General features: G+C 74.5%; 21 protein-coding genes and 1 pseudogene. 13 read left to right on the top strand and 9 right to left on the bottom strand.

Going from position 1 to position 22406, the window contains the following annotated elements:
* Positions 1-161 precede the first annotated feature (161 nt).
* Complete coding sequence (locus QK440_RS19005; RefSeq protein WP_282794323.1) at positions 162-995, top strand: DeoR/GlpR family DNA-binding transcription regulator; 834 nt, start codon at positions 162-164, stop codon at positions 993-995.
* 86 nt (positions 996-1081) lie between these two features.
* On the top strand, positions 1082-1561 hold the full coding sequence (locus QK440_RS19000; protein ID WP_282794322.1) for an SRPBCC family protein: 480 nt from the start codon (positions 1082-1084) through the stop codon (positions 1559-1561).
* A 17-nt stretch (positions 1562-1578) separates the two neighbouring features.
* Here the strand turns inward: QK440_RS19000 and QK440_RS18995 are convergent, their stop codons facing one another.
* Complete coding sequence (locus QK440_RS18995; RefSeq protein ID WP_282794360.1) at positions 1579-2706, bottom strand: PLP-dependent cysteine synthase family protein; 1128 nt, start codon at positions 2704-2706, stop codon at positions 1579-1581.
* A gap of 385 nt (positions 2707-3091) precedes the next feature.
* Between QK440_RS18995 and QK440_RS18990 the strand changes: the two genes are divergently transcribed.
* Positions 3092-3418, top strand: coding sequence for a hypothetical protein (locus tag QK440_RS18990; RefSeq protein WP_282794321.1), 327 nt, complete (start codon positions 3092-3094; stop codon positions 3416-3418).
* Positions 3419-3607: 189 nt separating this feature from the next.
* Entirely contained in the window at positions 3608-4117 is a 510-nt protein-coding gene (locus tag QK440_RS18985) for an ATP-binding protein (protein WP_282794320.1), read from the top strand.
* A gap of 198 nt (positions 4118-4315) precedes the next feature.
* On the opposite strand, the gene QK440_RS18980 is transcribed toward QK440_RS18985, so the two are convergent.
* The 3 genes and pseudogenes from QK440_RS18980 to QK440_RS18970 all read right to left on the bottom strand — a co-directional run bounded on the left by QK440_RS18980 (position 4316) and on the right by QK440_RS18970 (position 8165).
* Positions 4316-6877: an FtsX-like permease family protein gene (locus QK440_RS18980; RefSeq protein WP_282794359.1), complete on the bottom strand. Its 2562-nt coding sequence runs from the start codon at positions 6875-6877 to the stop codon at positions 4316-4318.
* Positions 6878-7110: 233 nt separating this feature from the next.
* Positions 7111-7872: pseudogene (locus QK440_RS18975) on the bottom strand (ABC transporter ATP-binding protein); the annotation flags it as partial.
* Positions 7869-8165, bottom strand: a complete 297-nt coding sequence (locus QK440_RS18970) for an SHOCT domain-containing protein (RefSeq protein ID WP_282794319.1) — start codon at positions 8163-8165, stop codon at positions 7869-7871. The gene QK440_RS18970 and the pseudogene QK440_RS18975, both read right to left, overlap by 4 nt.
* A 243-nt stretch (positions 8166-8408) precedes the next feature.
* Between QK440_RS18970 and QK440_RS18965 the strand changes: the two genes are divergently transcribed.
* The 5 genes from QK440_RS18965 to QK440_RS18945 all read left to right on the top strand — a co-directional run bounded on the left by QK440_RS18965 (position 8409) and on the right by QK440_RS18945 (position 12582).
* Positions 8409-8990 carry a TetR/AcrR family transcriptional regulator gene (locus QK440_RS18965; RefSeq protein WP_282794318.1) on the top strand — a complete coding sequence of 194 codons (582 nt, stop codon included), beginning with the start codon at positions 8409-8411 and terminating at the stop codon, positions 8988-8990.
* A 41-nt stretch (positions 8991-9031) separates the two neighbouring features.
* Positions 9032-9616 (top strand): DUF4865 family protein, encoded by a 585-nt coding sequence (locus QK440_RS18960; protein ID WP_282794317.1) that lies wholly within the window; start codon positions 9032-9034, stop codon positions 9614-9616.
* Positions 9610-10551: a phosphotriesterase gene (locus QK440_RS18955; RefSeq protein ID WP_282794316.1), complete on the top strand. Its 942-nt coding sequence runs from the start codon at positions 9610-9612 to the stop codon at positions 10549-10551. The genes QK440_RS18960 and QK440_RS18955 overlap by 7 nt, the downstream gene beginning before the upstream one ends.
* 93 nt (positions 10552-10644) lie before the next feature.
* Positions 10645-11244 carry a TetR/AcrR family transcriptional regulator gene (locus QK440_RS18950; RefSeq protein ID WP_282794315.1) on the top strand — a complete coding sequence of 200 codons (600 nt, stop codon included), beginning with the start codon at positions 10645-10647 and terminating at the stop codon, positions 11242-11244.
* A gap of 141 nt (positions 11245-11385) precedes the next feature.
* Positions 11386-12582 (top strand): MFS transporter, encoded by a 1197-nt coding sequence (locus QK440_RS18945; protein ID WP_282794314.1) that lies wholly within the window; start codon positions 11386-11388, stop codon positions 12580-12582.
* Positions 12583-12614: 32 nt separating this feature from the next.
* On the opposite strand, the gene QK440_RS18940 is transcribed toward QK440_RS18945, so the two are convergent.
* Entirely contained in the window at positions 12615-13835 is a 1221-nt protein-coding gene (locus tag QK440_RS18940; RefSeq protein ID WP_282794313.1) for an ROK family protein, read from the bottom strand.
* Between the two features lie 266 nt (positions 13836-14101).
* On the opposite strand from QK440_RS18940, the gene QK440_RS18935 reads away from it, so the two are divergent.
* Both QK440_RS18935 and QK440_RS18930 read left to right on the top strand, forming a co-directional pair.
* The gene (locus QK440_RS18935; protein ID WP_282794312.1) at positions 14102-15325 is read left to right on the top strand and encodes an MFS transporter; all 1224 of its coding nucleotides are present in this window, start codon (positions 14102-14104) and stop codon (positions 15323-15325) included.
* Positions 15326-15775: 450 nt separating this feature from the next.
* Complete coding sequence (locus QK440_RS18930; protein WP_282794311.1) at positions 15776-16504, top strand: maleylpyruvate isomerase family mycothiol-dependent enzyme; 729 nt, start codon at positions 15776-15778, stop codon at positions 16502-16504.
* A gap of 133 nt (positions 16505-16637) precedes the next feature.
* Here the strand turns inward: QK440_RS18930 and QK440_RS18925 are convergent, their stop codons facing one another.
* Positions 16638-17057: a MarR family transcriptional regulator gene (locus QK440_RS18925; protein WP_282794310.1), complete on the bottom strand. Its 420-nt coding sequence runs from the start codon at positions 17055-17057 to the stop codon at positions 16638-16640.
* Between the two features lie 86 nt (positions 17058-17143).
* Between QK440_RS18925 and QK440_RS18920 the strand changes: the two genes are divergently transcribed.
* Both QK440_RS18920 and QK440_RS18915 read left to right on the top strand, forming a co-directional pair.
* Positions 17144-18682, top strand: coding sequence for an MFS transporter (locus tag QK440_RS18920; RefSeq protein ID WP_282794309.1), 1539 nt, complete (start codon positions 17144-17146; stop codon positions 18680-18682).
* A 92-nt stretch (positions 18683-18774) separates the two neighbouring features.
* Positions 18775-19113: a DUF6332 family protein gene (locus tag QK440_RS18915; RefSeq protein ID WP_282794308.1), complete on the top strand. Its 339-nt coding sequence runs from the start codon at positions 18775-18777 to the stop codon at positions 19111-19113.
* Here QK440_RS18915 and QK440_RS18910 read toward each other — a convergent pair.
* The 3 genes from QK440_RS18910 to QK440_RS18900 form a co-directional block, all read right to left on the bottom strand.
* Entirely contained in the window at positions 19074-19739 is a 666-nt protein-coding gene (locus tag QK440_RS18910) for a response regulator transcription factor (protein ID WP_282794358.1), read from the bottom strand. The genes QK440_RS18915 and QK440_RS18910 overlap by 40 nt on opposite strands.
* A 22-nt stretch (positions 19740-19761) precedes the next feature.
* Complete coding sequence (locus QK440_RS18905; RefSeq protein ID WP_282794307.1) at positions 19762-21057, bottom strand: sensor histidine kinase; 1296 nt, start codon at positions 21055-21057, stop codon at positions 19762-19764.
* 515 nt (positions 21058-21572) lie between these two features.
* The gene (locus QK440_RS18900) at positions 21573-22103 is read right to left on the bottom strand and encodes a response regulator (protein WP_282794306.1); all 531 of its coding nucleotides are present in this window, start codon (positions 22101-22103) and stop codon (positions 21573-21575) included.
* Positions 22104-22406 lie beyond the last annotated feature (303 nt).

Genomic DNA, 22406 nt, shown 5'->3' with positions numbered 1-22406 from the left:
GTGTGCGCTGTCCCGTGTCTGCAAGGGCCCCAGGATCGCCGCTGCGCGCCGTTCACGCACGTACCGTCACGCAATCTCCCCCTTCGGTGTCCACGGGTGGCGCATGCGAGGATGAGGCGACCTGATGACGGGCTTGACGAGGTGAGAGGGCCGGACCGGACGTGAGTGAGAATCAGAACCTCCTCGCGGAGCAGCGCCGCGCCCTGATCCTGGACGAGGTCCGCCGCCGCGGCGGGGTCCGGGTCAACGAGCTCACCCGCAAGCTCGGCGTGTCGGACATGACCGTCCGCCGGGACCTGGACGCCCTCGCGCGCCAGGGCGTCCTGGAGAAGGTGCACGGCGGCGCGGTGCCGGTGGCGGAGGCGAGCACCCACGAGCCCGGCTTCGAGGCCAAGTCGGGCCTGGAGCTCAGCGCCAAGGAGGACATCGCGCGCGCCGCGGCGGCGCTGGTGGCCCCGGGCACGGCCATCGCGCTGTCCGGCGGCACGACGACGTACGCGCTCGCGCAGCGCCTGCTGGACGTGCCGGACCTGACGGTGGTGACGAACTCGGTGCGGGTCGCGGACGTCTTCCACACCGCGCAGCGCAGCGCGGGCCAGCGGCCGGGGGCGGCGACGGTGGTGCTCACCGGGGGCGTGCGCACGCCCTCGGACTCGCTCGTCGGCCCGGTCGCGGACCAGGCGATCGCGGCCCTCCACTTCGACGTGCTGTTCCTCGGGGTGCACGGCATAGCGGCCGAGGCGGGTCTGTCGACGCCGAACCTCGCGGAGGCGGAGACGAACCGGCGCCTGGTGCAGTCCGCGCGCCGCGTCGTGGTCGTCGCCGACCACACGAAGTGGGGCACGGTGGGCCTCAGCTCCTTCGCCACGCTGGGGCAGGTGGACACGCTGGTCACCGACGCGGGGATGCCCGCCGACGCCCGGGCGGAGATCTCCGAGCAGCTGCCGCGGCTGATCGTGGCGGGCGAGCCGGAGAGCGGCGCCGAGGAGCTCTGAGCGCCGCCCCCTCCCTGGGCGGCCGTGCGCGGCTTAAAGTGTCCGTGCTCGTCCCACCACCCGGAGGCGCTTGGGGGCTGCGTACGATGCCACGTCAACTGAGGCCCGTGGAGCTGGAGTTCCTCGCGACCGCTCCCGTACGGCACGTGTTCGCCCGGGAGGTCGCCGCGCCGCCGGAGACGGTGTTCCAGGCCCTGGCCGTGGACGTGGCGCAGTGGCCCGCGTGGTTCACGTCGGTCACGCGGGCGCGGCCCACGCGGGGCGGCACCGGCCGCGTGGTCCACCTCCAGGGCGGTGTGCGCTTCGAGGAGACGATCCTGGCCGCTCACGCGCCCGAGCGGTACGCCTACCGCGTGGACGTCACGAACGCACCGGGCGTACGCGCGCTGGCCGAGGAGTGGCACCTGGAGCCCGCGGGTTCCGGCACCCGGGTGCGGTGGACCTTCGCCATCGAGCCCCGCAGGCTGGCGCGTCCGCTGTTCCGGCACGGCGGCCGGGGTCTGCGCAGGTCCTTCGAGGCGGCGGTCGGGAACCTGGACCGCCGCCTGTCGGGCACGAAGGCGTAGCCCGGCCCCGGCTCCGCTCAGGCACCCACCCAGGTGCCCGTGGCGAGAAGTGTCTCTATGGCGGCGGTGTACGGCCGGATGTCGAGGCCCTGTTCGGCCAGCCAGGCGTCCGAGTAGTACTTGTCCAGGTAGCGGTCGCCGGGGTCGCAGATGAGGGTGACGACGCTGCCGGTGCGGCCCGCCGCGACCATCTCGGCGACGATCTTCAGGGCGCTCCACAGGCCGGTGCCGGTCGAGCCGCCCGCCTTGCGCCCGATGACCTGCTCCAGGGCGCGGACGGCGGCGACGGTCGCCGCGTCCGGGACCTTCATCATCCGGTCGACGGCGCCGGGCACGAAGCTCGGCTCCATGCGGGGGCGGCCGATGCCCTCGATGCGGGAGCCGCAGTCGCTCGTGGCGTCCGGGTCGTTCTCCGTCCAGCCCTGAAAGAAGCAGGAGTTGTCCGGGTCGGCGACGCAGATGCGGGTGTCGTGCTGCATGTAGTGCACGTAGCGGGCGATGGTCGCCGAGGTGCCGCCGGTCCCGGCGGTCGCCACGATCCACGCGGGCTCCGGGTAGCGCTCCAGGCGGAGCTGCTGGTACATCGACTCGGCGATGTTGTTGTTGCCGCGCCAGTCCGTGGCCCGTTCCGCGTAGGTGAACTGGTCCATGTAGTGGCCACCGGTGTCGACGGCGAGCGCGGCCGCCTCGGCGTACATCGTGCGCGGGTCGTCCACGAAGTGGCACCGGCCGCCGTGGAATTCGATGAGGCGGCACTTCTCGGCGCTGGTCGTGCGCGGCATCACCGCGATGAAGGGCACGCCGATCAGCTTCGCGAAGTACGCCTCGGACACGGCCGTCGAGCCGCTGGAGGCCTCGATCACCGGGCGGCCCGGGCGGATCCAGCCATTGCACAGGCCGTACAGGAACAGCGAGCGGGCGAGGCGGTGCTTGAGGCTGCCGGTGGGGTGCGTCGACTCATCCTTGAGGTACAGGTCGATGCCCCAGTGCTCGGGCAAGGGGAAGCGCAGGAGATGCGTGTCGGCCGAGCGGTTGGCGTCCGCCTGGACCTTGCGTACGGCTTCTTTGAGCCAGGACCGGTAGTCCGGGTCACTCCGGTCGACGTCGAGGGTGACGGCCGGCTCGCCGGCCGGGTCGTGCTGGATGGTGCTCACCGCGTGGCTCCTCGGGATCGTGCCGGACGCGGTTTCGATCCGGCCGGACACCTCGATGATAAACACCCATAACTCCGTTCCCACCTGCATAAACAGTCCTTTTGGCACCTCAAAGGCGCGACTGTCGCAGCCGTCGGGCCCCCTCGCGGGCCCGCCCCGGGCACGCGGCGAAGTGGCATGTGCGACGTGGTCATGCGCCCTAGTGCTCGGCGCCGGGTCCGTGCACACTGCACCGCACGGGACAGGGGTAGGGTCCCGGACACGCGGCGCCGCGCGGCGGCGCCCGCACGGGGGCAGACGGCACCCCGCGGTACCTCCGGGCGCCGCGGCACACGAGCAGCGCGGTACGCCACCGCGAGTGAGGGGGCGGAGCCTCATGGCAGAGCCGGAGTTCACGGCCACAGGCGTGCGGATCGGGAAGCGGCTGCGCTCCCTGACCCGCGCCGGAGAGGTCCGGATCAACGACGGCAGACTGGAACTGCTCACCAGCTACGGCAAGGAGATCGACAGCGCGCCGGTGCAGGCGGTGCGCGCGGGCAAGCCTTGGTTCGCCCCGCACGACCGGGCACTCGCCGACGTCAACGGCACGCGCTACCGGCTCACGCTCGGCGACCACGAGCCGGTGCCCGGGGAGCAGGGACCGCCCACCGTGCGCGCCTTCCTCGACGCCCTGCGCACCGCGGGCGGCCGCCGACGGGTCTAGACGGCCGGGTCCGGGCGCGAGTTGCAGGCCCGCACCCCCTGCGTCACTCTGGTGTCACATCACTCTGGGTTTACCGGCGATAACGCTGCGAACCAGCCCGCCGGCCCCGCAGCAGGCGGCAGGCAGCGCGCGGCCCCTGCTGGATCGGAACGCCGTCCTCTTCCGGACCTCACTTCGGGGAGTCGCACCGTGATCAGCCAGCCAAGCAGGCAGTGCACGGTAGAGCTCCAAGCCCTGCCGTCGCGGATCGGCCAAGTCCGCAGAATCGTATCGGCGCAGTTGCGCTACTGGCATCTCGACCCGTTGATAGACCGCGCCGCACTCGGCGTGACGGAGTTGCTCACCAACGTCCACCGCCACGCGGAACCGGACAAGCTCTGCACCGTGGACATCGAGCTGCTGCTCGACCGCCTCGTGGTGTCGGTCCACGACCACGATCCCCGGCTGCCGGAGGTGCGTGACGTGGAGGCGTTCGAGACCTGCGGCCGCGGGCTCGCCATGGTCGCCGCGGTCAGCGAGAGCTGGGGCGTGCGGCCGGAGGGTGAGGCGGGCAAGGTCGTCTGGTTCACGCTGGCCGCCCCGTCGCCCACCGTGGACCTGCCGACGTATCCCGCGTACCACGCCGCGAGCGCCCGGTCCCTGGTGACCACGACGCCCGTCCGCGCCCATGCTCCCGCCCGGTCGGCCGTTCCTGGCTGACCGGGCGGTGACCTTCTCCCTCTCCGTTCCCTCCGTCTCCGTTTCCTCTCTTCCTTCCGTTCCTCCCGCCACCTTCCTCCGCTTCTCCGGCGCGCGTCAGCTCGCTCCCGCTCTCCCACTTGTCGATCGCTTGTCGACCTCTTGTCGTCGCTTGTCGACCCGTCCCGGGCCGCCGGAACTCCGCTCGTCCCTTCCCTCTCACTCCGCCGCGATGGCGCGCAGGACGTCGAGACGTGCCGCGCGCCGCGCCGGTCGCAGGCCCGCCAGGGCACCCGCGGCCACGCCCACCAGGGCCACCACGGCCAGGGGAAGCGGCGGCAGGGCGAACGCGAAGGTGCTGTCGGACGCCCCGTCGGACGCCCGCACCAGGACCCAGCCGAGGAAGCCGCCGAGGGCCAGGCCGCCCACCGTGCCGAACGCGGCGACCAGCACCGACTCCCAGCGGACCATGGCCCGCAGTTGCGCGCGGGTCTGGCCGACGGCCCGCAACAGGCCGAGTTCCCGGGTGCGTTCGTGGAGCGCGAGAGTGAGGGTGTTGGCGATGCCGAGCAGGGCGATGACCACGGCCAGGGCGAGCAGCGCGTAGACGAGCGTGAGCATCATGTCGATGCCGCCGGCCGACGACCGCGCGTACTCGTCGCGGGTCCGCACCTCGGGGTCGCCGTAGCGGCGCGCGACCTCGGACACCGCCGCCTCGCCGTCGGCGGGGCGCACCCCGTCCGCGAAGGTGACGGAGACCAGCGAGTCGGAGTCCTGCGCTCGGTGCGGCGCCCAGGCCTCGCGGGTGAGGACGTAGTCGCCCACGAGTTCCGAACGGCCGTACACCGCGCGCACGGTGAAGGTGTCCTGCGTGCCGTCGGCGAAGGCGAGCCGGGCGCGGTCGCCCACCTCCAGGCGCTGTTCGCCCGCCTCGGCGCGGGTGACGGCGATGCCGTCGGTGCCGAGGGCGTCCATCGAGCCCTGGACGCCGCCCAGGTCGAACGACGCGGCGAGCGCCTGCGGGTCGGTGACGGTCAGGGCGCGGCCCTTGCCGTTGACCTCGGCCACTCCCCTGCCGAGGCCGACGGGCGTGGCGACCTCGGGGCGCTCGGCCAGGGCAGGGGCGAGGCGGGGGCTGAGGCCGCTGCCCCCGGCGCCGAACGCGGGAACGCTGATGGCGAGGTCGCCCGCGAAGGACCGGGACACCGTCCGGTCCATGGTGGCCTTCAGGGACGCGCCGAAGACCGTGAACAGGGAGACGACGGCGACGCCGATCATCAGGGCGCTCGCGGTGGCGGCGGTGCGCCGGGGACTGCGCAGGGCGTTGCGCCGGGCCAGAGTGCCGGTGACGCCGCGCGTCCGGTCCAGCGGGCCGCCGATGATCCGCAGGGCCCGTGACGCGGCGACGGGGCCGAGCACCACGAACGCGGCGAGCGCCAGCACGGCCCCGGCCCCCGCCGCCCACACGGAGGGCACGACGAGCACCCCGGACAGGGTGAGGCCGAGGGCCACGAGCCCCAGGGCGGCACCCGTCACGGTCCGCGCGCGCGACGTCCCCGCGTGGTCGACCGCCGTCTCGCGCAGCGCGGCGAGCGGCGCGGTGCGCCCGGCGCGTACGGCGGGCAGCAGTGCGGAGGCCCCGCAGACCAGGACACCGACCGCGAGCGGCAGCAGCATCGACGTCCCGCCGACCACCAAGTCGCCCTCGGGGAAGGGGAATCCGATGGCCGGGAACAGTGCCTGGAGGCCGGCCGCGACCCCGATGCCGCCCGCGAGGCCGGCGCCGGAGGCGACGACGGCGACGGCGGTGGCCTCCAAGAGCGTCGCGGCGGTGACCTGGCGGCGGGAGGCGCCGAGCGCGCGCAGCAGGGCGTTCTCGCGGGTGCGCTGGGCGACGACGATCGCGAACGTGTTGTGGATCGAGAACGTCGCCACCAGCAGCGCGACTCCCGAGAACACCAGCAGGAACGTCGTGAACAGCGTCAGGAACCGCCCCGAGACCAGCTCGGAGTCCTCCTCCGCCGCCGCCCGGCCGGTGATGGCCTCGACCCCCGCGGGCAGCACGGGGGCCAGCGCGTCGACGAGCTCCTCCTGCCCGATGCCGGGGCGGGCCCGTACCTGGACGGACGAGGCCTGACCGGGCCTCGGCGCCAGGTACTTCTCCGCGTCGGCGCGGGTCATGCCGGTGAACGTGGCCTGCGCCATCCCGTCCTCGCCGCCGAAGGTGGCCAGGCCCACGACGGTCACCCGGACCGGGTCGGGGGTGCGCAGCGTCGTGGTGTCGCCGATGCCCAGGCCGCCGCGGTCGGCGGCGCCGCGGTTGACGACGACCTCGCCGGTGGCCGCGGGGGCACGGCCCGCGGCGAGCCGGTAGGGGTTGAGCCCGGGGTCGTCGATCCAGTTGCCCGCGAGCGTGGGCGGCCCTTGGCCGCCAATGGGGTCGCCGTCCTCGCCGATGAGCTGGCCCGCGCCCTGGATGTTCGGTACGGCGGCCGCGACGCCCGGCACGCGCGCGATCCGGTCGGCCAGGCCGACGGCGACGGGCTGCCGCGCCCCCTGGCTCTCGCCGGGCGCGGTGATGGCGTTCTCGGAGCGCACCACCGCGTCGGTGCCGCGTGTCGCGGTGCCGAACATCGTGTCGAAGCCGGCGCGCAGCGTGTCACCCATGACGAGCGTGCCCGTCAGGAACGCGACGCCGAGCAGCGCCGCGAGGAACGTACCGGCGAAGCGGCGCTTGTGGCCGCGCAGGGAGGTGCGGGCGATGCGCACAACCGGGGTCAGAAAGGTCATGACGGCACCCCTCCCCCGCCCGCGCCCCGACGCCGGAACCGGGACCGACGCGTCGTCCGCCCGGCGCGGGACTGTTCCGCGCCGTCCGCCTGCCGGGTGGGTGCCGCGCCGCCCCCGTACGACTGCCGTGCTCGTGCCGCGTCGCTGCCGTCCGGCCGCTCGCCGTACGCCTCCTCGCCGTACGCGTCGTACGAGGCCACGCCGGAGCGGGCCGCGCCCGTGGCCTCGAAGGTCTTCAGGCGGTCGAGGATCTTGTCGGCGGTGGGGGCCCGCACGCGGTCCACGAGGCGGCCGTCGGCGAGGAAGACGACCTCGTCGGCGTGGGCGGCGGCCACCGGGTCGTGGGTGACCATGACGACGGTGCGGCCCATGTGGCGCACCGCGCGGCCGAGCAGCCCGAGGACCTCCTCGCCGGAGCGCGAGTCCAGGTTCCCGGTCGGCTCGTCGGCGAAGACCACGTCGGGCCGGCCCGCGAACGCCCGTGCCACGGCGACGCGTTGCTGCTGGCCGCCGGAGAGTTCGGCGGGCCGGTGGTGCAGCCGGTCGCGCAGGCCGACGACGTCGACGAGCGCGTCCGTCCAGGCGCGGAGGTCCGGGTCGGCGCGGCGTCCGGCGAGGTCCGTCGGCAGCGTGATGTTCTCGGCGACGGTCAGGGTCGGCACCAGGTTGAAGGCCTGGAAGACGAAGCCGACCCGGTCGCGGCGGAGCAGGGTCAGACGCCGGTCGTCCAGGGTGCCGAGGTCCGTGCCGCCGATGTGGGCGGAGCCCGAGGTGAGCGTGTCAAGGCCCGCCGCGCAGTGCAGGAGCGTGGACTTGCCCGAGCCGGACGGGCCCATGAGGGCGGTGAAGCGCCCGGCGGCGAAGCCGACGCTCACGCCGTCCAGGGCCCTCACCGCGGTCCCGGCCGAGCCGTACACCTTCACGGCGTGCTCGACCCGCGCGGCGTACCGGACCCCGGAGGGCCGGGGCGGGGTGGCCGTGTTCATGACCGGCCTCCGGCGGGGGCGTGGCCGAACACCTCGGTCAGGACGCTGAGGCGGCGCCAGTACTCGTCCTCGTCGATCTCGCCGGCGGCGAAGCGGTGGCCGAGCACGGTGATCGGCGACGCGCCGTCGACGCCGGTGGCGACGCGCCGCCACGGCCCGCCCCGGCCGCGCCACACCGTGCGGCGCAGGACGGCACCGACGCCCAGGGCCGCGGCCGCCCAGACCAGCGGGAAGAGCAGGATCCACGGGCCTGGCCCGCCGTCGGACGCCAGGGCCGTTGCCAAGGTCTGCATGAGGTCCATCTCCTCGGAAGCAGGGGTGCGGGACAGCCCGGGATCGGTGCTGTCCGTCGCTTCTGAGCCTGGTCCGGCGCGGCCCTGGCGTCGTCGTACGGCCAGCGGCAGCGGGCGTACCCCCGCGGGAGTACGGGAGGGCCCGGGGCCTGCTCCCCGAGCGCGCGCTGCCTGTTCTTCGGACGCCCGGCGGGCCGCGAGACCCGGGCCGCCCGCCCTCCCTAGTCTCCTGTACCTATTAGTATGTACAGTGTCCTCATGAGCACTCCGGAACGTCTGATCGAGTCCACCCGCGAGCTGCTGTGGGAGCGGGGGTACGTGGGCACGAGCCCCAAGGCGATCCAGCAGCACGCCGGCGCCGGGCAGGGCAGCATGTACCACCACTTCTCCGGCAAGCCCGACCTCGCGCTCGCCGCGATCCGGCGGACGGCCGAGGAGATGCGTGCGACGGCCGAGGCGGTGCTCGGCGGCGACGGCTCGGCGTACGAGCGGGTCGCCGCGTATCTGTTGCGTGAGCGGGACGTGCTGCGCGGCTGCCCCGTCGGGCGGCTGACCATGGACCCGGACGTCGTCGCCAGCGAGGCGCTGCGCGCGCCGGTCACCGAGACCCTGGAGTGGCTGCGCGAGCGGCTGGCCGGAATCGTCCAGGAGGGCTTGGACCACGGCGAGTTCGCGCCGTCCCTGGACGCGGACGAGATCGCCTCGACGATCGTCGCGACGGTCCAGGGCGGTTACGTCCTCGCCCGGTCGACGGGTTCCCCGACGGCGTTCGACGCGGGCGTCCGCGGCCTGCTCGCCCTCCTCGCGCCGCGCCGGGCCGGGTGACTCCCCGCTCTTTCCGCCCGCCCCCCGACCGAAGGCAGCTCATGCACGCCCTGCAGTACGACATCACCCTGCCCGCCGACTACGACATGGGCGTCATCCGCGACCGCGTGGCGGCCAAGGGTCATCTCCTGGACGACTTCCCGGGCCTCGGCTTCAAGGCGTACCTCGTCCGCGAGCGCGGCCTCGACGGCTCCCCCGTGAACCAGTACGCGCCCTTCTACCTCTGGAACACCGCCGAGGGCATGAACTCCTTCCTCTGGGGGCCCGGTTTCCAGGGGCTGTGCGACGACTTCGGCCGGCCGGCCGTGCGGCACTGGACGGTGCTCGGGTACGAGGCCGGAGGCGCGGTCGACGCGGAGCCGAAGACCGCCGTGCGGTACCGCGCGCCGCTGCCGGAGGGCGCGCGGACCACCGACATCGCCGCGGGCCTCCTCGACGAGGCGGCGATCGTCTCGTGCCTGGACGGGGCGGTCGGCGCGGTGGTCGCCGTCGACCCGCGGCACTGGGAAGCGGTGACGTTCTCCCTGTGGGCCCACGAGGAGCCCGCACAGCGCGGCGAGGTCTTCCGGGTGCTGCACTGCTCGACCCCCGAGCGGGACCGGCTCGTCCAGGGCAGGGCGTGGTGACCGCGGCAGGACCGGCCGTCCGGACCGTGCTCGGCGACATCGCCCCGCCCGAGCTCGGCGTCTGCGACGCGCACGACCACCTGTTCCTGCGCAGCCCCCAACTCCCCGGCCAGGAACTGGACTCGGCGGAGGCGGCGGCCGGTGAGCTGGCGGCGTACCGGGCGGCGGGCGGTCAGGGCCTCGTCCAGTGGACCCCGTACGGCATGGGCCGCCGCGCGGGCGAGCTGCCCGCGCTCGCCCGCGCCTCGGGTGTCCGGATCGTGGCGGCCACGGGCCTGCACCAGGCCGTGCACTACACCCCCGAGACGCTCGCGGCCCTGCGCGCGGGCGACGTGGCCGCGCTGTTCGTACGGGAACTCACGCGCGGCATCGGCGACAGCGGCGTACGCGCCGGTCTCATCAAGGTCGCGGGCGGCTTCCACGGCCTGGACGCGCACGCCCGCTGGACGATGACCGCGGCGGCGGAGGCCCACCACGCGACGGGCGCGCCCGTCGCCGTCCACCTGGAGCTGGGCACCGGCGCGCTCGACGTGCTCGACCTGCTGTGCGCGGAGCTCTCGGTGCCGCCCGGCAAGGTGATCCTCGGCCACCTCAACCGCTCCCCCGACCTCACCGTTCACCGCCAGGCCGCCGAGGCGGGCGCGTACCTCGCCTTCGACGGCCCGTCCCGCGCCCACCACACCACGGACTGGCGCATGCCGGACGCCGTGCGGGCCCTGGCCGACGCGGGGTACGGCGACCGCCTGCTCCTCGGCGGCGACACCACGGCGGCCGCCGCCCGGTCGGTGAACGGCGGCCCGGGCATGCCGTACCTGCTGCGCCGCGTCCGCCCCCGAATCGCCCTCGCCGTCGGCGAGGAACTGGCGAACCGGATGCTCACGGCGAACCCCGCCACGGCGTTCGCGGTGGAGTGGCCGGGAACACCTCTCCGCTGAAACGAGCGTTCTACTCACTGCCCGGGTCGGTCACGCCGGGCGAGCCGGAATCCCGTATTGCATCGAGCAGTCCAAAACGGCTACGGTTCCCCCATGGCCCGACCGAGGACGTTCGACGAGGAGCGGGCCCTGGACGCGGCGATGCGCGCCTTCTGGGCGAAGGGGTACGAGGCCACTTCGACCCAGGACCTGTGCGCCGCCACGGGCCTGGGCCGCAGCAGCATCTACAACACCTTCACCAGCAAGCACGAGCTGTTCCGCCGGGCACTGAACCGCTACATCGACCTGATGAGCGTTCCGCAGGCGGAGATCCTGGAGGACAGCGAGCGGCCGGGGTTCGACCGGATCCGCGCGCTGTTCACCCGCATCGTCGACACCGAGTACGAGTACCGCGAGGACGAGGAGCGCAGCATGGGCTGCCTCACCGTCAACACGGTGGTGGAACTCGCCCGGCACGACGCCGAGGCGGCGGCGCTGATCGAGCGCGACCTCGGCATCCGGCTACGGCTGCTGCGGGGAGCGATCGACGCGGGCCGCCGCGACGGCACGATCACCACGCACCGGGACACGGAGTCCGTGGCCCGGTTCGTCAACGCCACCATCGGCGGCATCCGGATCTCGGCCCAGGCGGGCGCCGACCGCGCCACCCTCGAATCCATCGCCGAGACCGCCTTGGACGCGCTGCGCCCCTGAGTCCACTCCTACCCGACAGTCCACTCCCACCCGACGTCACATGCGGTGAGTTCGCCACCGCCGCGCTTCGGCGCGCCTTTTCACGCGCTTATTTTGTACTGATCTATCCAATACCACGTTCCGCCCATCCGAAGGAGCACCATGCCCCGCGCCGTATACGTCCTGGCCCTCGGCATCTTCGCCATGGTGACCAGCGAGTTCGTCGTCGCCGGACTCATGCCGCAGATGGCCGAAGGCCTCGACGCCACCATCCCGGAGATCGGCTACCTGATCACGGCCTTCGCGATCGCGATGGCCTTCGGCGGCCCGTTCCTGACGGCCGCGCTGCTCCGCCTCGAGCCGAAGCGGGCCCTGATGGTGATCTTCGCCGTCTTCCTGACGGGCAACGTCCTGGCCGCCCTGGCACCCGACTACCGGACGATGCTCGTGGCGCGCGTGGTCACCGGCATCGCCTCCCAGGCCTTCTTCGGCGTCGCCATCTCCCTGGCCACGCGGCTGGCCCGCCCCGAGGTCCGCGGCCGGGCCGTGGCCGTCGCGCTGAACGGACTGATGCTGGGCACCCTGCTCGGCCTGCCGTTCGCCACCGTCGTCGGCGAACACCTGGGCTGGCGCGCCGCGTTCTGGGCCATCACCGTGCTCACCGCGGCCGCCGCGCTCGCGACCTTCGCCGGCGTACCGCGCGTCGAGCAGACGGAGGGCGGCGGGGCGCTCCGCGCCGAGCTGAGCGCCTTCCGGAGCCCGCGCCTCTGGCTGGTGCTGATCACCAGCACCTTCGTGATCGGCGCGACGTTCTCCGCCTTCAGCTACCTCAACCCGATCCTCACCGAGGTCACCGGCTTCGCCACCGGCACCGTGCCGCTGCTGCTGGTCGCGTACGGCGCCGCCACCCTCGTCGGCAACACGGTCGTCGGCCGCCTCGCCGACCGGTACACCCTGCCCGTCCTGGTCACGGGCCTGCTCCTGAACCTGGGCTTCCTCACCGGCTTCGCGCTCCTCGCCGACCTGCCCGTCGCCGCCGTGGCCATGATGCTGGGCATCGGCCTGGTGGGCGTCACCATGAACCCGGCGATGGTGACCCGCGTCCAGCGCGCGGGCACCACCGGCCCCCTGGTCAACAGCGTGCACTCGTCCTTCATCACGGGCGGCATCGTCGTCGCCACGTCCGTCGGGGGCCCCGCCATCGACGCCTTCGGGCTGCGGGCCCCGCTGTGGATCGGCGCGGGGCTCGCGGTGCTCGGGCTGCTCTCCCTGGTACCGGACCTGCGCCGGCGCCCGGCGACGGCACCGGCCGCGACCGGCGCGACGGCCCCCGCGCGGGAGGCCGTCGAGGTCGGCTGAGGCCCGCGAACGGGCCGGTTGGGCCCGGCGGGTCAGGCCAGCGCCCCCAGGGGGTCGTCGAGCACCGGCTGCCAGGCCAGCTCGGCGGCCCCCACCAGGCTGTTGTGGTCCAGCGTGCAGGCGAGGATCGGCACCCCGCCGCTGCGGCCCCACAGGCTGCGGTCCGCGACGACCGCCCGCAGCCGCTCCGGGTCCGCCTCCAGCAGGGCGCGGTGCAGACCGCCGAGGACGATCCGGTCCGGGTTGAGGATGTTCACCAGGCCCGCGAGGCCGAGCCCCAGACGGTCGATCAGGGCCTCGGCGGCCACGCGCACCGCCGGGTCGGCGTAGTGCTCGGCCAGCAGCGTCCGGGCCTGGTTGAGCAGCCCCTCCGGGCCGGGCTCGACACCGGCCTCCGTCAGGAACGCCAGCGGGTCCGTCTCCACGTCCAGACAGCCGCGGCTGCCGCAGTGGCAGGGCCGGCCCTCCGGGTGCACGGTGAGGTGGCCGACCTCCAGGGCCAGCCCCGAACTCCCGGTGTGCAGACGGCCGTCGAGCACGAGGGCGCCGCCGACACCCCGGTGCCCGGTCGCCACGCACAGCAGGTCGCGCGCGCCGCGCCCGGCTCCGTGCCGGTACTCGGCGAGGGCCGCGAGGTTGACGTCGTTGCCGGTGAACGCGGGGCCCACGACACCCGCCCGCCGGACGCAGTCCGCGAAGATCTCCCGCACCGGAGCGCCCGCGGGCCAGGCCAGGTGCAGCGGGTTCAGCGCCGTCCCCTCCGGCTCCGCAACCGCCGAGGGCACCGCGAGCCCGGCGCCGACACAGCGCCTGCCGGTCTCGCGGAGCAGCCGCGCGCCCTCCTCGACGACCGTGCCGAGGACCTGCGCCGGGTCGGCGTCGATGGTCTCGCAGCCGGGCGCGGTGGCGACGATGTGCCCGCCGAGGCCGACGAGCGCCGCGCGGAACCCGTCGGCGTGCACCTGCGCGGCCAGCGCCACCGGCCCGGACCCGGCGACGGAGAGCCGGTGCGAGGGACGGCCCTGCGAACCGGCCGCCGCGCTCGGCCCGGCGTCCACGCTGATCAGGCCGAGCGCCTCCAGCTCGGCCGCCACGGCACCGGCCGTGGCCCGCGTGACGCCCAACTCGGCGGTGAGGACGGCTCGGGTGGGGGCGCGCCCGGTGTGGACGAGTTCGAGTGCGGGGCCGAGCGCGGTACGCCCTCGCTCCAGGCGCGTGCGCGCCTCACCCCGGGTGGCAGCCTTCCCGTTCATGAGGGCGAGTCTCCCATGATCCGTACGCCCCCTCGCCGTTCCGCCGTCATCCGGCCTTCTCCCGCCCTTCGCCTGCCCGCGATCCGCAGCTTCGTCCGCTTTCCTCCCTCAGCGACCCCGCTTCCTCCCTCAGCGACCCCGCTTCCGCCCTTCGCGGCACGGCGTGCGCCCCTCAGCGGCACCGCCTTCCACCCTTCGACGGCCCCGCCGGACCCACGCGGCGGCACACCTTGTCCCCGGCCGGGGTGCGCCTCTACGCTGACTTTGTGCCGCTACTAAACAAAACCACGTCAGCGCCGTCCGAGACCCCCTCCCCCGACCTCTCCCGGCTCCGTGCCGCCCTCACCGTCTTCTTCGCCCTCGACGGCTTCCTCTTCGCCGGCTGGGTCGTCCGCATCCCGGCCGTCAAGGACCAGACCGGGGCCTCGGCGAGCGGGCTCGGGCTCGCGCTGCTCGGCGTCTCGGCGGGGGCCGTGGTGACGATGACCCTGACGGGGCGGCTGTGCGCCCGCTTCGGCAGCAGGCCCGTGACCGTGGTCTGCGGGGTCCTGATGCCGCTCGGCGTCGCGCTGCCGCCGCTGACGCACTCGGCGCTCGCGCTGGGCCTGGTCCTGCTGCTCTTCGGCGCGGCGTACGGCGGCATCAACGTGGCCATGAACAGCGCGGCCGTCGACCTCGTACGCGCCCTGCGGCGGCCCGTCATGCCCAGCTTCCACGCGGCGTTCAGCCTCGGCGGGATGATCGGCGCGGGGCTCGGCGGCCTGGTCGCCGGGCACCTGTCCGCCACCCGGCACCTGCTCGGGCTCGCCGTGATCGGGCTGCTCGTCACGGCGGTGACGGCGCCGACACTGCTGCGGTACGAGATGCCCGCTGCCCCGGCCGCCGCCGACGCGCGGGCGACCGGGCGGCGCCGCGCCGGCGGCGGCACGCGCGGCCTCAACGGCCTCGTGGTGATCTTCGGGCTCGTCGCGCTGTGCACGGCGTACGGCGAGGGCGCGCTCGCCGACTGGGGCGCGCTGCACCTGGAACAGGATCTGCACGCGCACCCGGGCGTCGCGGCGGCGGGCTACTCGTGCTTCGCGTTCGCGATGACGGTCGGCCGCCTCTCGGGCACGAGGCTGCTCGAACGCTTCGGCGGCACCCGCACCGTCGTGGGCGGCGGCCTGCTGGCCGCCGCGGGGATGGTCCTGGGCGCGCTCGCCCCGTCCACCGGCGCCGCGCTCGCCGGCTTCGCGGTGACGGGCCTCGGCCTCGCGAACATCTTCCCGGTGGCCATCGAGCGCGCCGGCGCCTTCGCCGGGCCGAGCGGTGTCGCGACGGCGTCCACACTCGGGTACGGCGGGATGCTGCTGGGGCCGCCCGCGATCGGGTTCATGGCGGACTGGTTCTCGCTGCCGGTGGCCCTGACCAGCGTGGCCGTACTCGCCGCCCTGGCCGCGTGCATCGCCGGCACGACGGGGCGCCACCCCACACCGGGCAGCGCCCGCTGACCCGCGCCCAGCTCCAGGCACCCCGAGCAGAGCCCCCGGAATCCGCGTCCCGCGACTCCGGCTTCCCGCAGGGGCGCGAGGAACTGCGCGATCAGCCACCACAAACCCGCAGACGCGTCTGCCCGATCACCGAACAGACGCGCCCGCGGCTCGTCACCAACTGGTCGCGCAGTTCCCCGCGCCCCCAAGGGAGCCGCCACTTCAGGCACCCCGAGCGCAACCCACGGGATCCCCGTGCCGCAACTCCAGCCCCCCCCTCAGGGGCGCGAGGAACTGCGCGATCAGCCACCACAAACCCGCAGACGCGTCCGCGACATCTCCCCAACCGGCCGCGCAGTCCCCGCGCCCCCAAGAGGGCACTCCTCCGCCGGGAGGAACCGATGAGCGCCCCGGTCGGGGCGTGGTCCCGTTCCCGCCCGCGGCCCCGCCCCCGTCCTGCACAATCCCCGCATGGAGATAGCCGAGCACATCGAAATCCTGGACCGGGAGGGCCGGTTGCTGGCCGCCGCCGCCGAACAGGCGGGCACCGAAGCCGCCGTGCCCACCTGCCCCGACTGGCGCGTACGCGACCTGCTGCGGCACACCGGTGTGGTGCACCGCTGGGCCGCGTCGACCGTCGCCGACGCGCGCCCCTCGCGCCCCGCCTGGCCCGAGGCGCCCGACCTGGACGGCGCGGACCTCGTCGCGTGGTTCCGCGAGGGCCACGCCGGTCTCGTCAGCACCCTCAACGCCGCCCCCTCCGACCTGGAGTGCTGGGCGTTCCTGCCCGCCCCGTCCCCCCTCGCGTTCTGGGCCAGGCGGCAGGCGAACGAGACGACCGTGCACCGCGTGGACGCCGAGTCCGCGCGCGGCGGTACGCAGACGGCCCTGGACGCGGCCTTCGCGGCGGACGGCATCGACGAGTTGCTGCGCGGGTTCCACGCGCGCGCCAAGAGCCGCGTCCGTACGCCGGAGCCGCGCGTCCTGCGCGTCCGGGCCACCGACGTGAAGGAGTCGTGGACCGTCCGGCTCTCCCCCGAGCCGCCCGTCACCGAGCACGGCGACACAGTGCCCGCCGACTGCGAGATCGCGGGCCAGGCGGCGTACCTCTACCTGGCCCTGTGGAACCGGCTGCCGTTCCCGCAGATCACAGGTGACACGGCGCTCGCGACGCTGTGGCGCGAGGCGTCGGGGATCTGAGACGTCGGAAGTCCGAGGCGCCTGCCGGACGGGGCCGGGGGCCCGGCGCCGACGGCGGACGCTCCGGGCCCGGAGGCCGCGACGAGCCGGGCACACAGAACCGGAGGGCCGTACGCACACGGAAGGAGTCCGCTCAGGCGCCCGGCGCCGCGAGCGTGCGCGCGAGCACCGCGCGCTGCACCGGCCGCACCTCGGCGTGGAGCGCGCGGCCCTTGGAGGTCGTACAGACGCGGACGCCGCGGCGGTCCTCCGCGCACATGCCGCGCTCGACCAGGCCCTCCTTCTCCAGGCGGCCGATGAGGCGGGACAGGGCGCTCTGGCTCAAGTGCACCTGGCAGGCGATGTCCTGGACGCGCCAGCCGTCCGTGCCGTCCGGCGCGTGGCCGCCCGCCAGGACGTCGAGCACCTCGAAGTCGCTGGCGCCGAGGCCGAACCGGTGCAGCTCGCGGTCCAGCTCGCACAGGGTGCGCGCGTGCACCGCGAGGATGTCCCGCCACTGCTCCACGAGCCCTTGTTCGGCCTGTGCCGCGGGCCCGGCCTTCGTCGCCGCCATGGCCGCACGGTAGCAGAAAAGGGAACTTTATTGCATCGGAATTAAATGCCCTTGCATCCAATGCACGTGCATGTAATCTGCTCCGCATGACTTCTCCGGTCTCCCCAGTCCCCCTTGCCTCGCCGTCGGCGGAGCGCTGGACCCCGCGCCTGTGGGGCACGCTGCTCGTGCTGTGCGCCGCGATGTTCCTGGACGCGCTCGACGTCTCGATGGTCGGCGTGGCCCTGCCCTCCATCGGCTCCGAGCTCGACCTGTCCACCTCGGCCCTCCAGTGGGTCGTCAGCGGCTACATCCTGGGCTACGGCGGTCTGCTGCTGCTCGGCGGCCGCGCCGCCGACCTGCTCGGACGCCGCGAGGTCTTCCTCGTCGCCCTGGCCGTCTTCGCCGTCACCTCGCTGCTCGGCGGGCTCGTCGACTCCGGGCCGCTGCTCATCGCCAGCCGCTTCGTGAAGGGCCTGAGCGCCGCGTTCACGGCGCCCGCGGGCCTGTCGATCATCACCACGACCTTCGCCGAGGGCCCGGTCCGCAACCGTGCCCTGTCCATCTACACCACGTGCGCCGCCGCCGGCTTCTCGCTCGGCCTGGTCCTGTCCGGCGTCCTCACCGAGGTGAGCTGGCGCCTGACCATGCTGCTGCCCGCGCCGATCGCCGTACTGGCCGTGCTCGCGGGCCTCAAGCTCATCCCGCGCTCCCCGCGCGAGAAGAACCGCGGCGGCTACGACGTGCCGGGCGCCGTCACCGGCACGGCGTCGATGCTGCTGCTCGTCTTCACGGTGGTGCAGGCCCCCGAGGCCGGCTGGGCCTCCGCCCGTACGCTGCTGTCCTTCCTGGCCGTGGCGGTGCTGCTGGCCGCGTTCGTCACCATCGAGCTGCGCACCGCAAGCCCGCTCATCCGGCTCGGCGTGCTGCGCTCGGGCGCGCAGGTGCGGGCCCAGCTCGGCGCCGTGACGTTCTTCGGCGGCTACGTGTCCTTCCAGTTCATCGCCACGCAGTACCTCCAGTCGCTGCTCGGCTGGTCCGCGCTGGAGACGGCGCTCGCCTTCCTGCCCGCGGGCGTGATCGTGGCGCTGTCCGCCACGAAGATCGCCGGTGTCGTCGACCGGTTCGGCACCACGCGCGTCATCGTGACCGGCTTCGCGCTGCTCGTGGCGTCGTACGGGCTGTTCCTGCGCATCGACCTGACCCCCGCGTACGTCGCCGTCATCCTGCCGTCGATGATCCTGCTCGGCCTCGCCTGCGCGCTGGTCTTCCCCTCGCTCAACATCCAGGCCACCAACGGCGTGGCCGACCACGAGCAGGGCATGGTCTCGGGTCTGCTCAACACCTCGATCCAGGTGGGCGGCGCGGTCATCCTGGCGATCACCACCGCCGTCATCACGGCCTCCGGCGACGGCTCCGCGGAGTCCGGCGCCTCGCCCCAGGCCGTCCTGGACAGCTACCGCCCGGGCCTTGTCCTGGTGACGGTGTTCGCGGTCGCCGGCCTGCTCATCAACCTCACCGGACTGCGGGGGCGGCGCGCCCGGCGCACGCTGACGGTGACCGGGTCGCGGCCCCGGGTGGACGCCCTCGGCAGCGGGACGCCGTCGGCGGCCGCGGACCGGGAGAAGGTCGCCGTCGGCGACTGAGCCACGGCTGAGCCACGGCTCCGGAGGCCCGGCGGGCCCGCTCGGCCCGTCGGGCCTTGCCCGCCGGGCCTCCGGTTTGTGACACTCCCCGTATGAACGACATGGGGGCCACCGCCGGGCAAGGGCGGCGAAGCCAGGCGGAGCGGGACGCCATCACGGTGGAGATCGGGTACGCACTCGCGAGCGCGACGGCGTCAGCCGTCCTCGTCTTCATGGCCCTGGCGGGCGGCCCCATCCTCGTCTTCGGCCTCTCGGGCGGTCTTGCCGCGACGCTCACGGGCGCGGGCGTCACCCTCGCCGCCGTCGTCTTCCTCGTACGCCTCGTCACCGTCCTGTGGCGGTTCGCCGACCGGCTGCGCGCGCGCCGCACGGCCGCCGCGCGCGTGCCCCCTCAGCCCAGCCAGCCGGGGCGCACCAACCCCGACTCGTAGGCGAGCACGACCAGTTGGGCGCGGTCGCGAGCGCCCAGCTTCACCATCGCCCGGCTCACGTGGGTCTTCGCGGTGAGCGGGCTGAGGACGAGGCGGCGCGCGATCTCCTCGTTGGTCAGGCCGATGCCGACCAGCGCCATCACCTCCCGCTCCCGCTCGGTGAGCCGGGCGAGCGGCGCGGCGGCCGCCGGCTCCTTGGAGCGCGCGGCGAACTCCGCGATGAGACGCCGGGTCACACCGGGCGACAGCAGCGCGTCACCGGCGACCACCGCCCGTACCGCGCGCAGCAGTTCCTCGGGCTCGGTGTCCTTGACCAGGAAGCCCGAGGCGCCGGCGCGGATCGCCTCGAAGACGTACTCGTCCAGCTCGAACGTGGTGAGCATGACCACCCGCACGCCGTCCGGGTCCGCCTCGGCGGTGATCCTGCGGGTGGCCTCCAGGCCGTCGAGCAGCGGCATGCGGATGTCCATCAGGACGACGTCGGGCCGCAGCCGCCGCACCTCGCGCACCGCTTCCTCGCCGTCCGCCGCCTCCCCCGCCACCTCGATGTCCGCCTGGGCGTCGAGCAGCGCCTTGAAACCCGCGCGCACCAAGGACTGGTCGTCGGCGAGCAGGACGCGGATCACGGGGCCTCCCGGTGTGCGGTGTTCACTCGTCGTCATGCCGGTCCCGCGGCGCGGCGCCCGCCGTGGGCAGCACCGCCGTGACCCGGAAGCCGCCGTCGGGGCGCGGGCCCGCCTCAATGGTGCCCCGGAGGGCCGCGGCGCGCTCCCGCATTCCGGCGAGGCCGTTGCCGCTGCCGCCCGCGTCCGCGCCGGTGGCCGGTCCGTCGTCGTCGACGCGCAGGGTCACCGCCCCCGGGGCGTACCGCACCAGGACCCGGGCCCGCCGCGAGCCGGAGTGGCGTACGACGTTCGTCAGGGCCTCCTGGACGATGCGGAAGGCGGCGAGGTCGGTGCCCGGCGGCAGCGGAGCGCGGCGGCCCTCCGTGGCGACGGTGACCGCCAGGCCGGCGGCCCCGGCCTGCTCGACGAGTTCGGGGAGCCGGGCCAGGCCCGGGGCGGGGGCGCGCGGCGCGGCCCCGGGGTCGAGCGGGGTGCCGCCCCCGGGGTCGCGGGAGGCGGGCGGGCGCAGGGTGTCGAGGACCTGGCGGACCTCGCCGAGCGCCTCCTTGCTGGCGGCCTTGATGGTGGTCAGGGCGGTGCGGGCCTGCTCGGGGTCGGAGTCGAGCAGGGCGAGGCCGACGCCCGCCTGGACGTTGATCACGGAGATGCTGTGGGCCAGGACGTCGTGCAGCTCGCGGGCGATGCGGAGCCGCTCCTCGTCGGCGCGGCGCCGGGCGGCGAGCGCCCGCTCGGCGCGCTCCCTGGCCCCCTGCTCGCGGCGCGTGCGGGCCAGCTCGGAGACCGCCATGGTGGCCACCACCCAGACGGCGACGACGAGTTCCTCGCCCCAGGCGCGCGCCCCGTCCCCGCCGGGCGGCAGCCACCGGTACAGCACCTGCGTGACCAGGATCTGCCCGGCCCACCAGACGCCGACGGCGCCCCACGCGGCGTGCCGGTGCCCGGCGACGACCGCCGCGAAGACGCCCACGGCGACCGCGAGCAGGACCGGCCCGTACGGGTAGCCGGCGCCGAGGTACACCACGGTCGTCCCAGCGGTGGCGTAGGCGACGGCCACGGGGTGGCGGTGGCGCAGCAGCAGGGCGCCCGAGGCGGCGAGGAGGAGCACCCGGGCGAAGGCGTCGACCGGCTCCCGCTCGGGCTGGCCGTGGGCCGCGAAGCCGGTCCCGACCTGGATGAACGCCACCAGGGCGAGGGTCGTCAGCCAGGGCGGGCGACGCGGTGCCCCCTCCGGGAAGCGCCACCACGGCGCGCCCTGCCAGCCCCCCGGTGTCCGGCCCGGGGGCGCTCCCGTGCTCGCGCGTCCGCGCTGCTCGTCCATGCCGGTCACGCTAAGGGGAGGCCGGGCGCCGGGCGTCCGCCGGACGTGGCGATCAGGTGTACTCCCCGGGGAGTAGGCGGGCGGGCGGCCAGGAGGGCCGGGCCGGTGCGACCGGGCCTCTCCCGCCTGGCAGCGACCCTGGGCCCCGGACGGGACGGGCCGGTGCGACCGGAACCCGGCTGCCTCGCAGCGACCCTGGGCCCCGGCCCGGACCCGGCGGGCCGGTGCGACGGGCCCCCTGCCTCCCAGCAACCCCGGACCGGACGGGCCGCGCCCGCGCGACCGGACCCCGGCTGCCTCGCAGCGCCCCAGGCCCCGCACCGGACCGGACAGGCCCCTGCGACGGGCCGCCCGCCTCCCAGCAACCCCGGACCGGACGGGCCGCGCCCGCGCGACCGGACCCCGGCTGCCTCCCGGCAACCCTGAGCCCCACACCGGACCGGCCGGGCCGGGGCCGACCAACCCCCGCCACCCGGCAGCACGCGCCCTACGCCCCACCCCGGCCGGCCCCGGCGTCAGTCCCCGGGCAGTCCGCTCGGGCTCGGTGACGGCGTCCGCTGCCGGGGCGGAACGCGCAGCCGCCCCCTGTCCGCCGGGGCGGCGGGCGCGCCGTCCACGCGGTGGCTGCGGTAGCCGTCGAGCTCCGCCTGGAGCGCGCGCATCCGCAGTTGGGTGTCGTACAGGTAGCGCACCTTGGTGCGCAGGGTCCACGGGTCGATGGGCTTGACGACGATGTCGGCCACGCCGAGCCGGAGGGCCGTCATCGCCAGGTCGTGGCTCACGTCGAAGCCGGTCAGGAGGATGATCGGCAGGTGGTGCGTCTGCTCCACGCCGCGGACGTAGCGCACCACGTCCAGGCCGTCGATGCCGGGCATGCGGACGTCGAGCAGCGCCACCGCTACCTGCCCCCGCAGGATCTCCTTGAGGGCGTCGTCCCCGTTGGTCACGCACGTCGTCTCGTACCCGAGCGGAGCCAGCGCGCTCTCGAGCGCGAACAAGTAGTCCTCGTGGTCGTCGACGACGAGGATCTTCGCGTTCGACGGCATGGATGGAGTCCCCTCGTCCGAGTAACCAGCCTATGCCCCTGGCGAGTTGGAGAAACCTTTATGCTCCGCGCAAGGGGGTCCCTCTTTGACCACATGTGGGCGTGGGCGTCACTGCGGCCCCACGCGTACCGGCCCGGTGGCACGGCTCGGCACGGCCCTGCACGGCCCGGCACGGCCTGCCGGGGCGACGGCCGGGCCGCCGCCCCCGCTGCGGCCCGCGCCGGGCTAGGTCCTGTCTGATAATTGATCTTGTGGTGGGTCGTGGTGAGTTGACGGATGCGGCATGGGATCGGATTGCGCCCA

It is taken from the genome of Streptomyces sp. CC224B, assembly GCF_030010595.1.
In the GTDB taxonomy this organism is placed as follows: Bacteria; Actinomycetota; Actinomycetes; order Streptomycetales; family Streptomycetaceae; genus Streptomyces; species Streptomyces longispororuber.
Note: the sequence above shows the minus strand (reverse complement) of the source record. Positions and strands in the feature narration are given on the sequence as shown.

Bases quoted from the DNA above. Each gene is read 5' to 3' on its own strand.
- QK440_RS18900 (WP_282794306.1), bottom strand. From the start codon at position 22,103: ATGCCGTCGAACGCGAAGATCCTCGTCGTCGACGACCACGAGGACTAC.
- QK440_RS18970 (WP_282794319.1), bottom strand. From the start codon at position 8,165: ATGCAGACCTTGGCAACGGCCCTGGCGTCCGACGGCGGGCCAGGCCCG.
- QK440_RS18905 (WP_282794307.1), bottom strand. From the start codon at position 21,057: ATGGACGAGCAGCGCGGACGCGCGAGCACGGGAGCGCCCCCGGGCCGG.
- QK440_RS18950 (WP_282794315.1), top strand. From the start codon at position 10,645: ATGGCCCGACCGAGGACGTTCGACGAGGAGCGGGCCCTGGACGCGGCG.
- QK440_RS18960 (WP_282794317.1), top strand. From the start codon at position 9,032: ATGCACGCCCTGCAGTACGACATCACCCTGCCCGCCGACTACGACATG.
- QK440_RS18920 (WP_282794309.1), top strand. From the start codon at position 17,144: ATGACTTCTCCGGTCTCCCCAGTCCCCCTTGCCTCGCCGTCGGCGGAG.
- QK440_RS18945 (WP_282794314.1), top strand. From the start codon at position 11,386: ATGCCCCGCGCCGTATACGTCCTGGCCCTCGGCATCTTCGCCATGGTG.
- QK440_RS18990 (WP_282794321.1), top strand. From the start codon at position 3,092: ATGGCAGAGCCGGAGTTCACGGCCACAGGCGTGCGGATCGGGAAGCGG.
- QK440_RS19000 (WP_282794322.1), top strand. From the start codon at position 1,082: ATGCCACGTCAACTGAGGCCCGTGGAGCTGGAGTTCCTCGCGACCGCT.
- QK440_RS18915 (WP_282794308.1), top strand. From the start codon at position 18,775: ATGAACGACATGGGGGCCACCGCCGGGCAAGGGCGGCGAAGCCAGGCG.
- QK440_RS18930 (WP_282794311.1), top strand. From the start codon at position 15,776: ATGGAGATAGCCGAGCACATCGAAATCCTGGACCGGGAGGGCCGGTTG.
- QK440_RS18940 (WP_282794313.1), bottom strand. From the start codon at position 13,835: ATGAACGGGAAGGCTGCCACCCGGGGTGAGGCGCGCACGCGCCTGGAG.
- QK440_RS18965 (WP_282794318.1), top strand. From the start codon at position 8,409: ATGTACAGTGTCCTCATGAGCACTCCGGAACGTCTGATCGAGTCCACC.
- QK440_RS18925 (WP_282794310.1), bottom strand. From the start codon at position 17,057: ATGGCGGCGACGAAGGCCGGGCCCGCGGCACAGGCCGAACAAGGGCTC.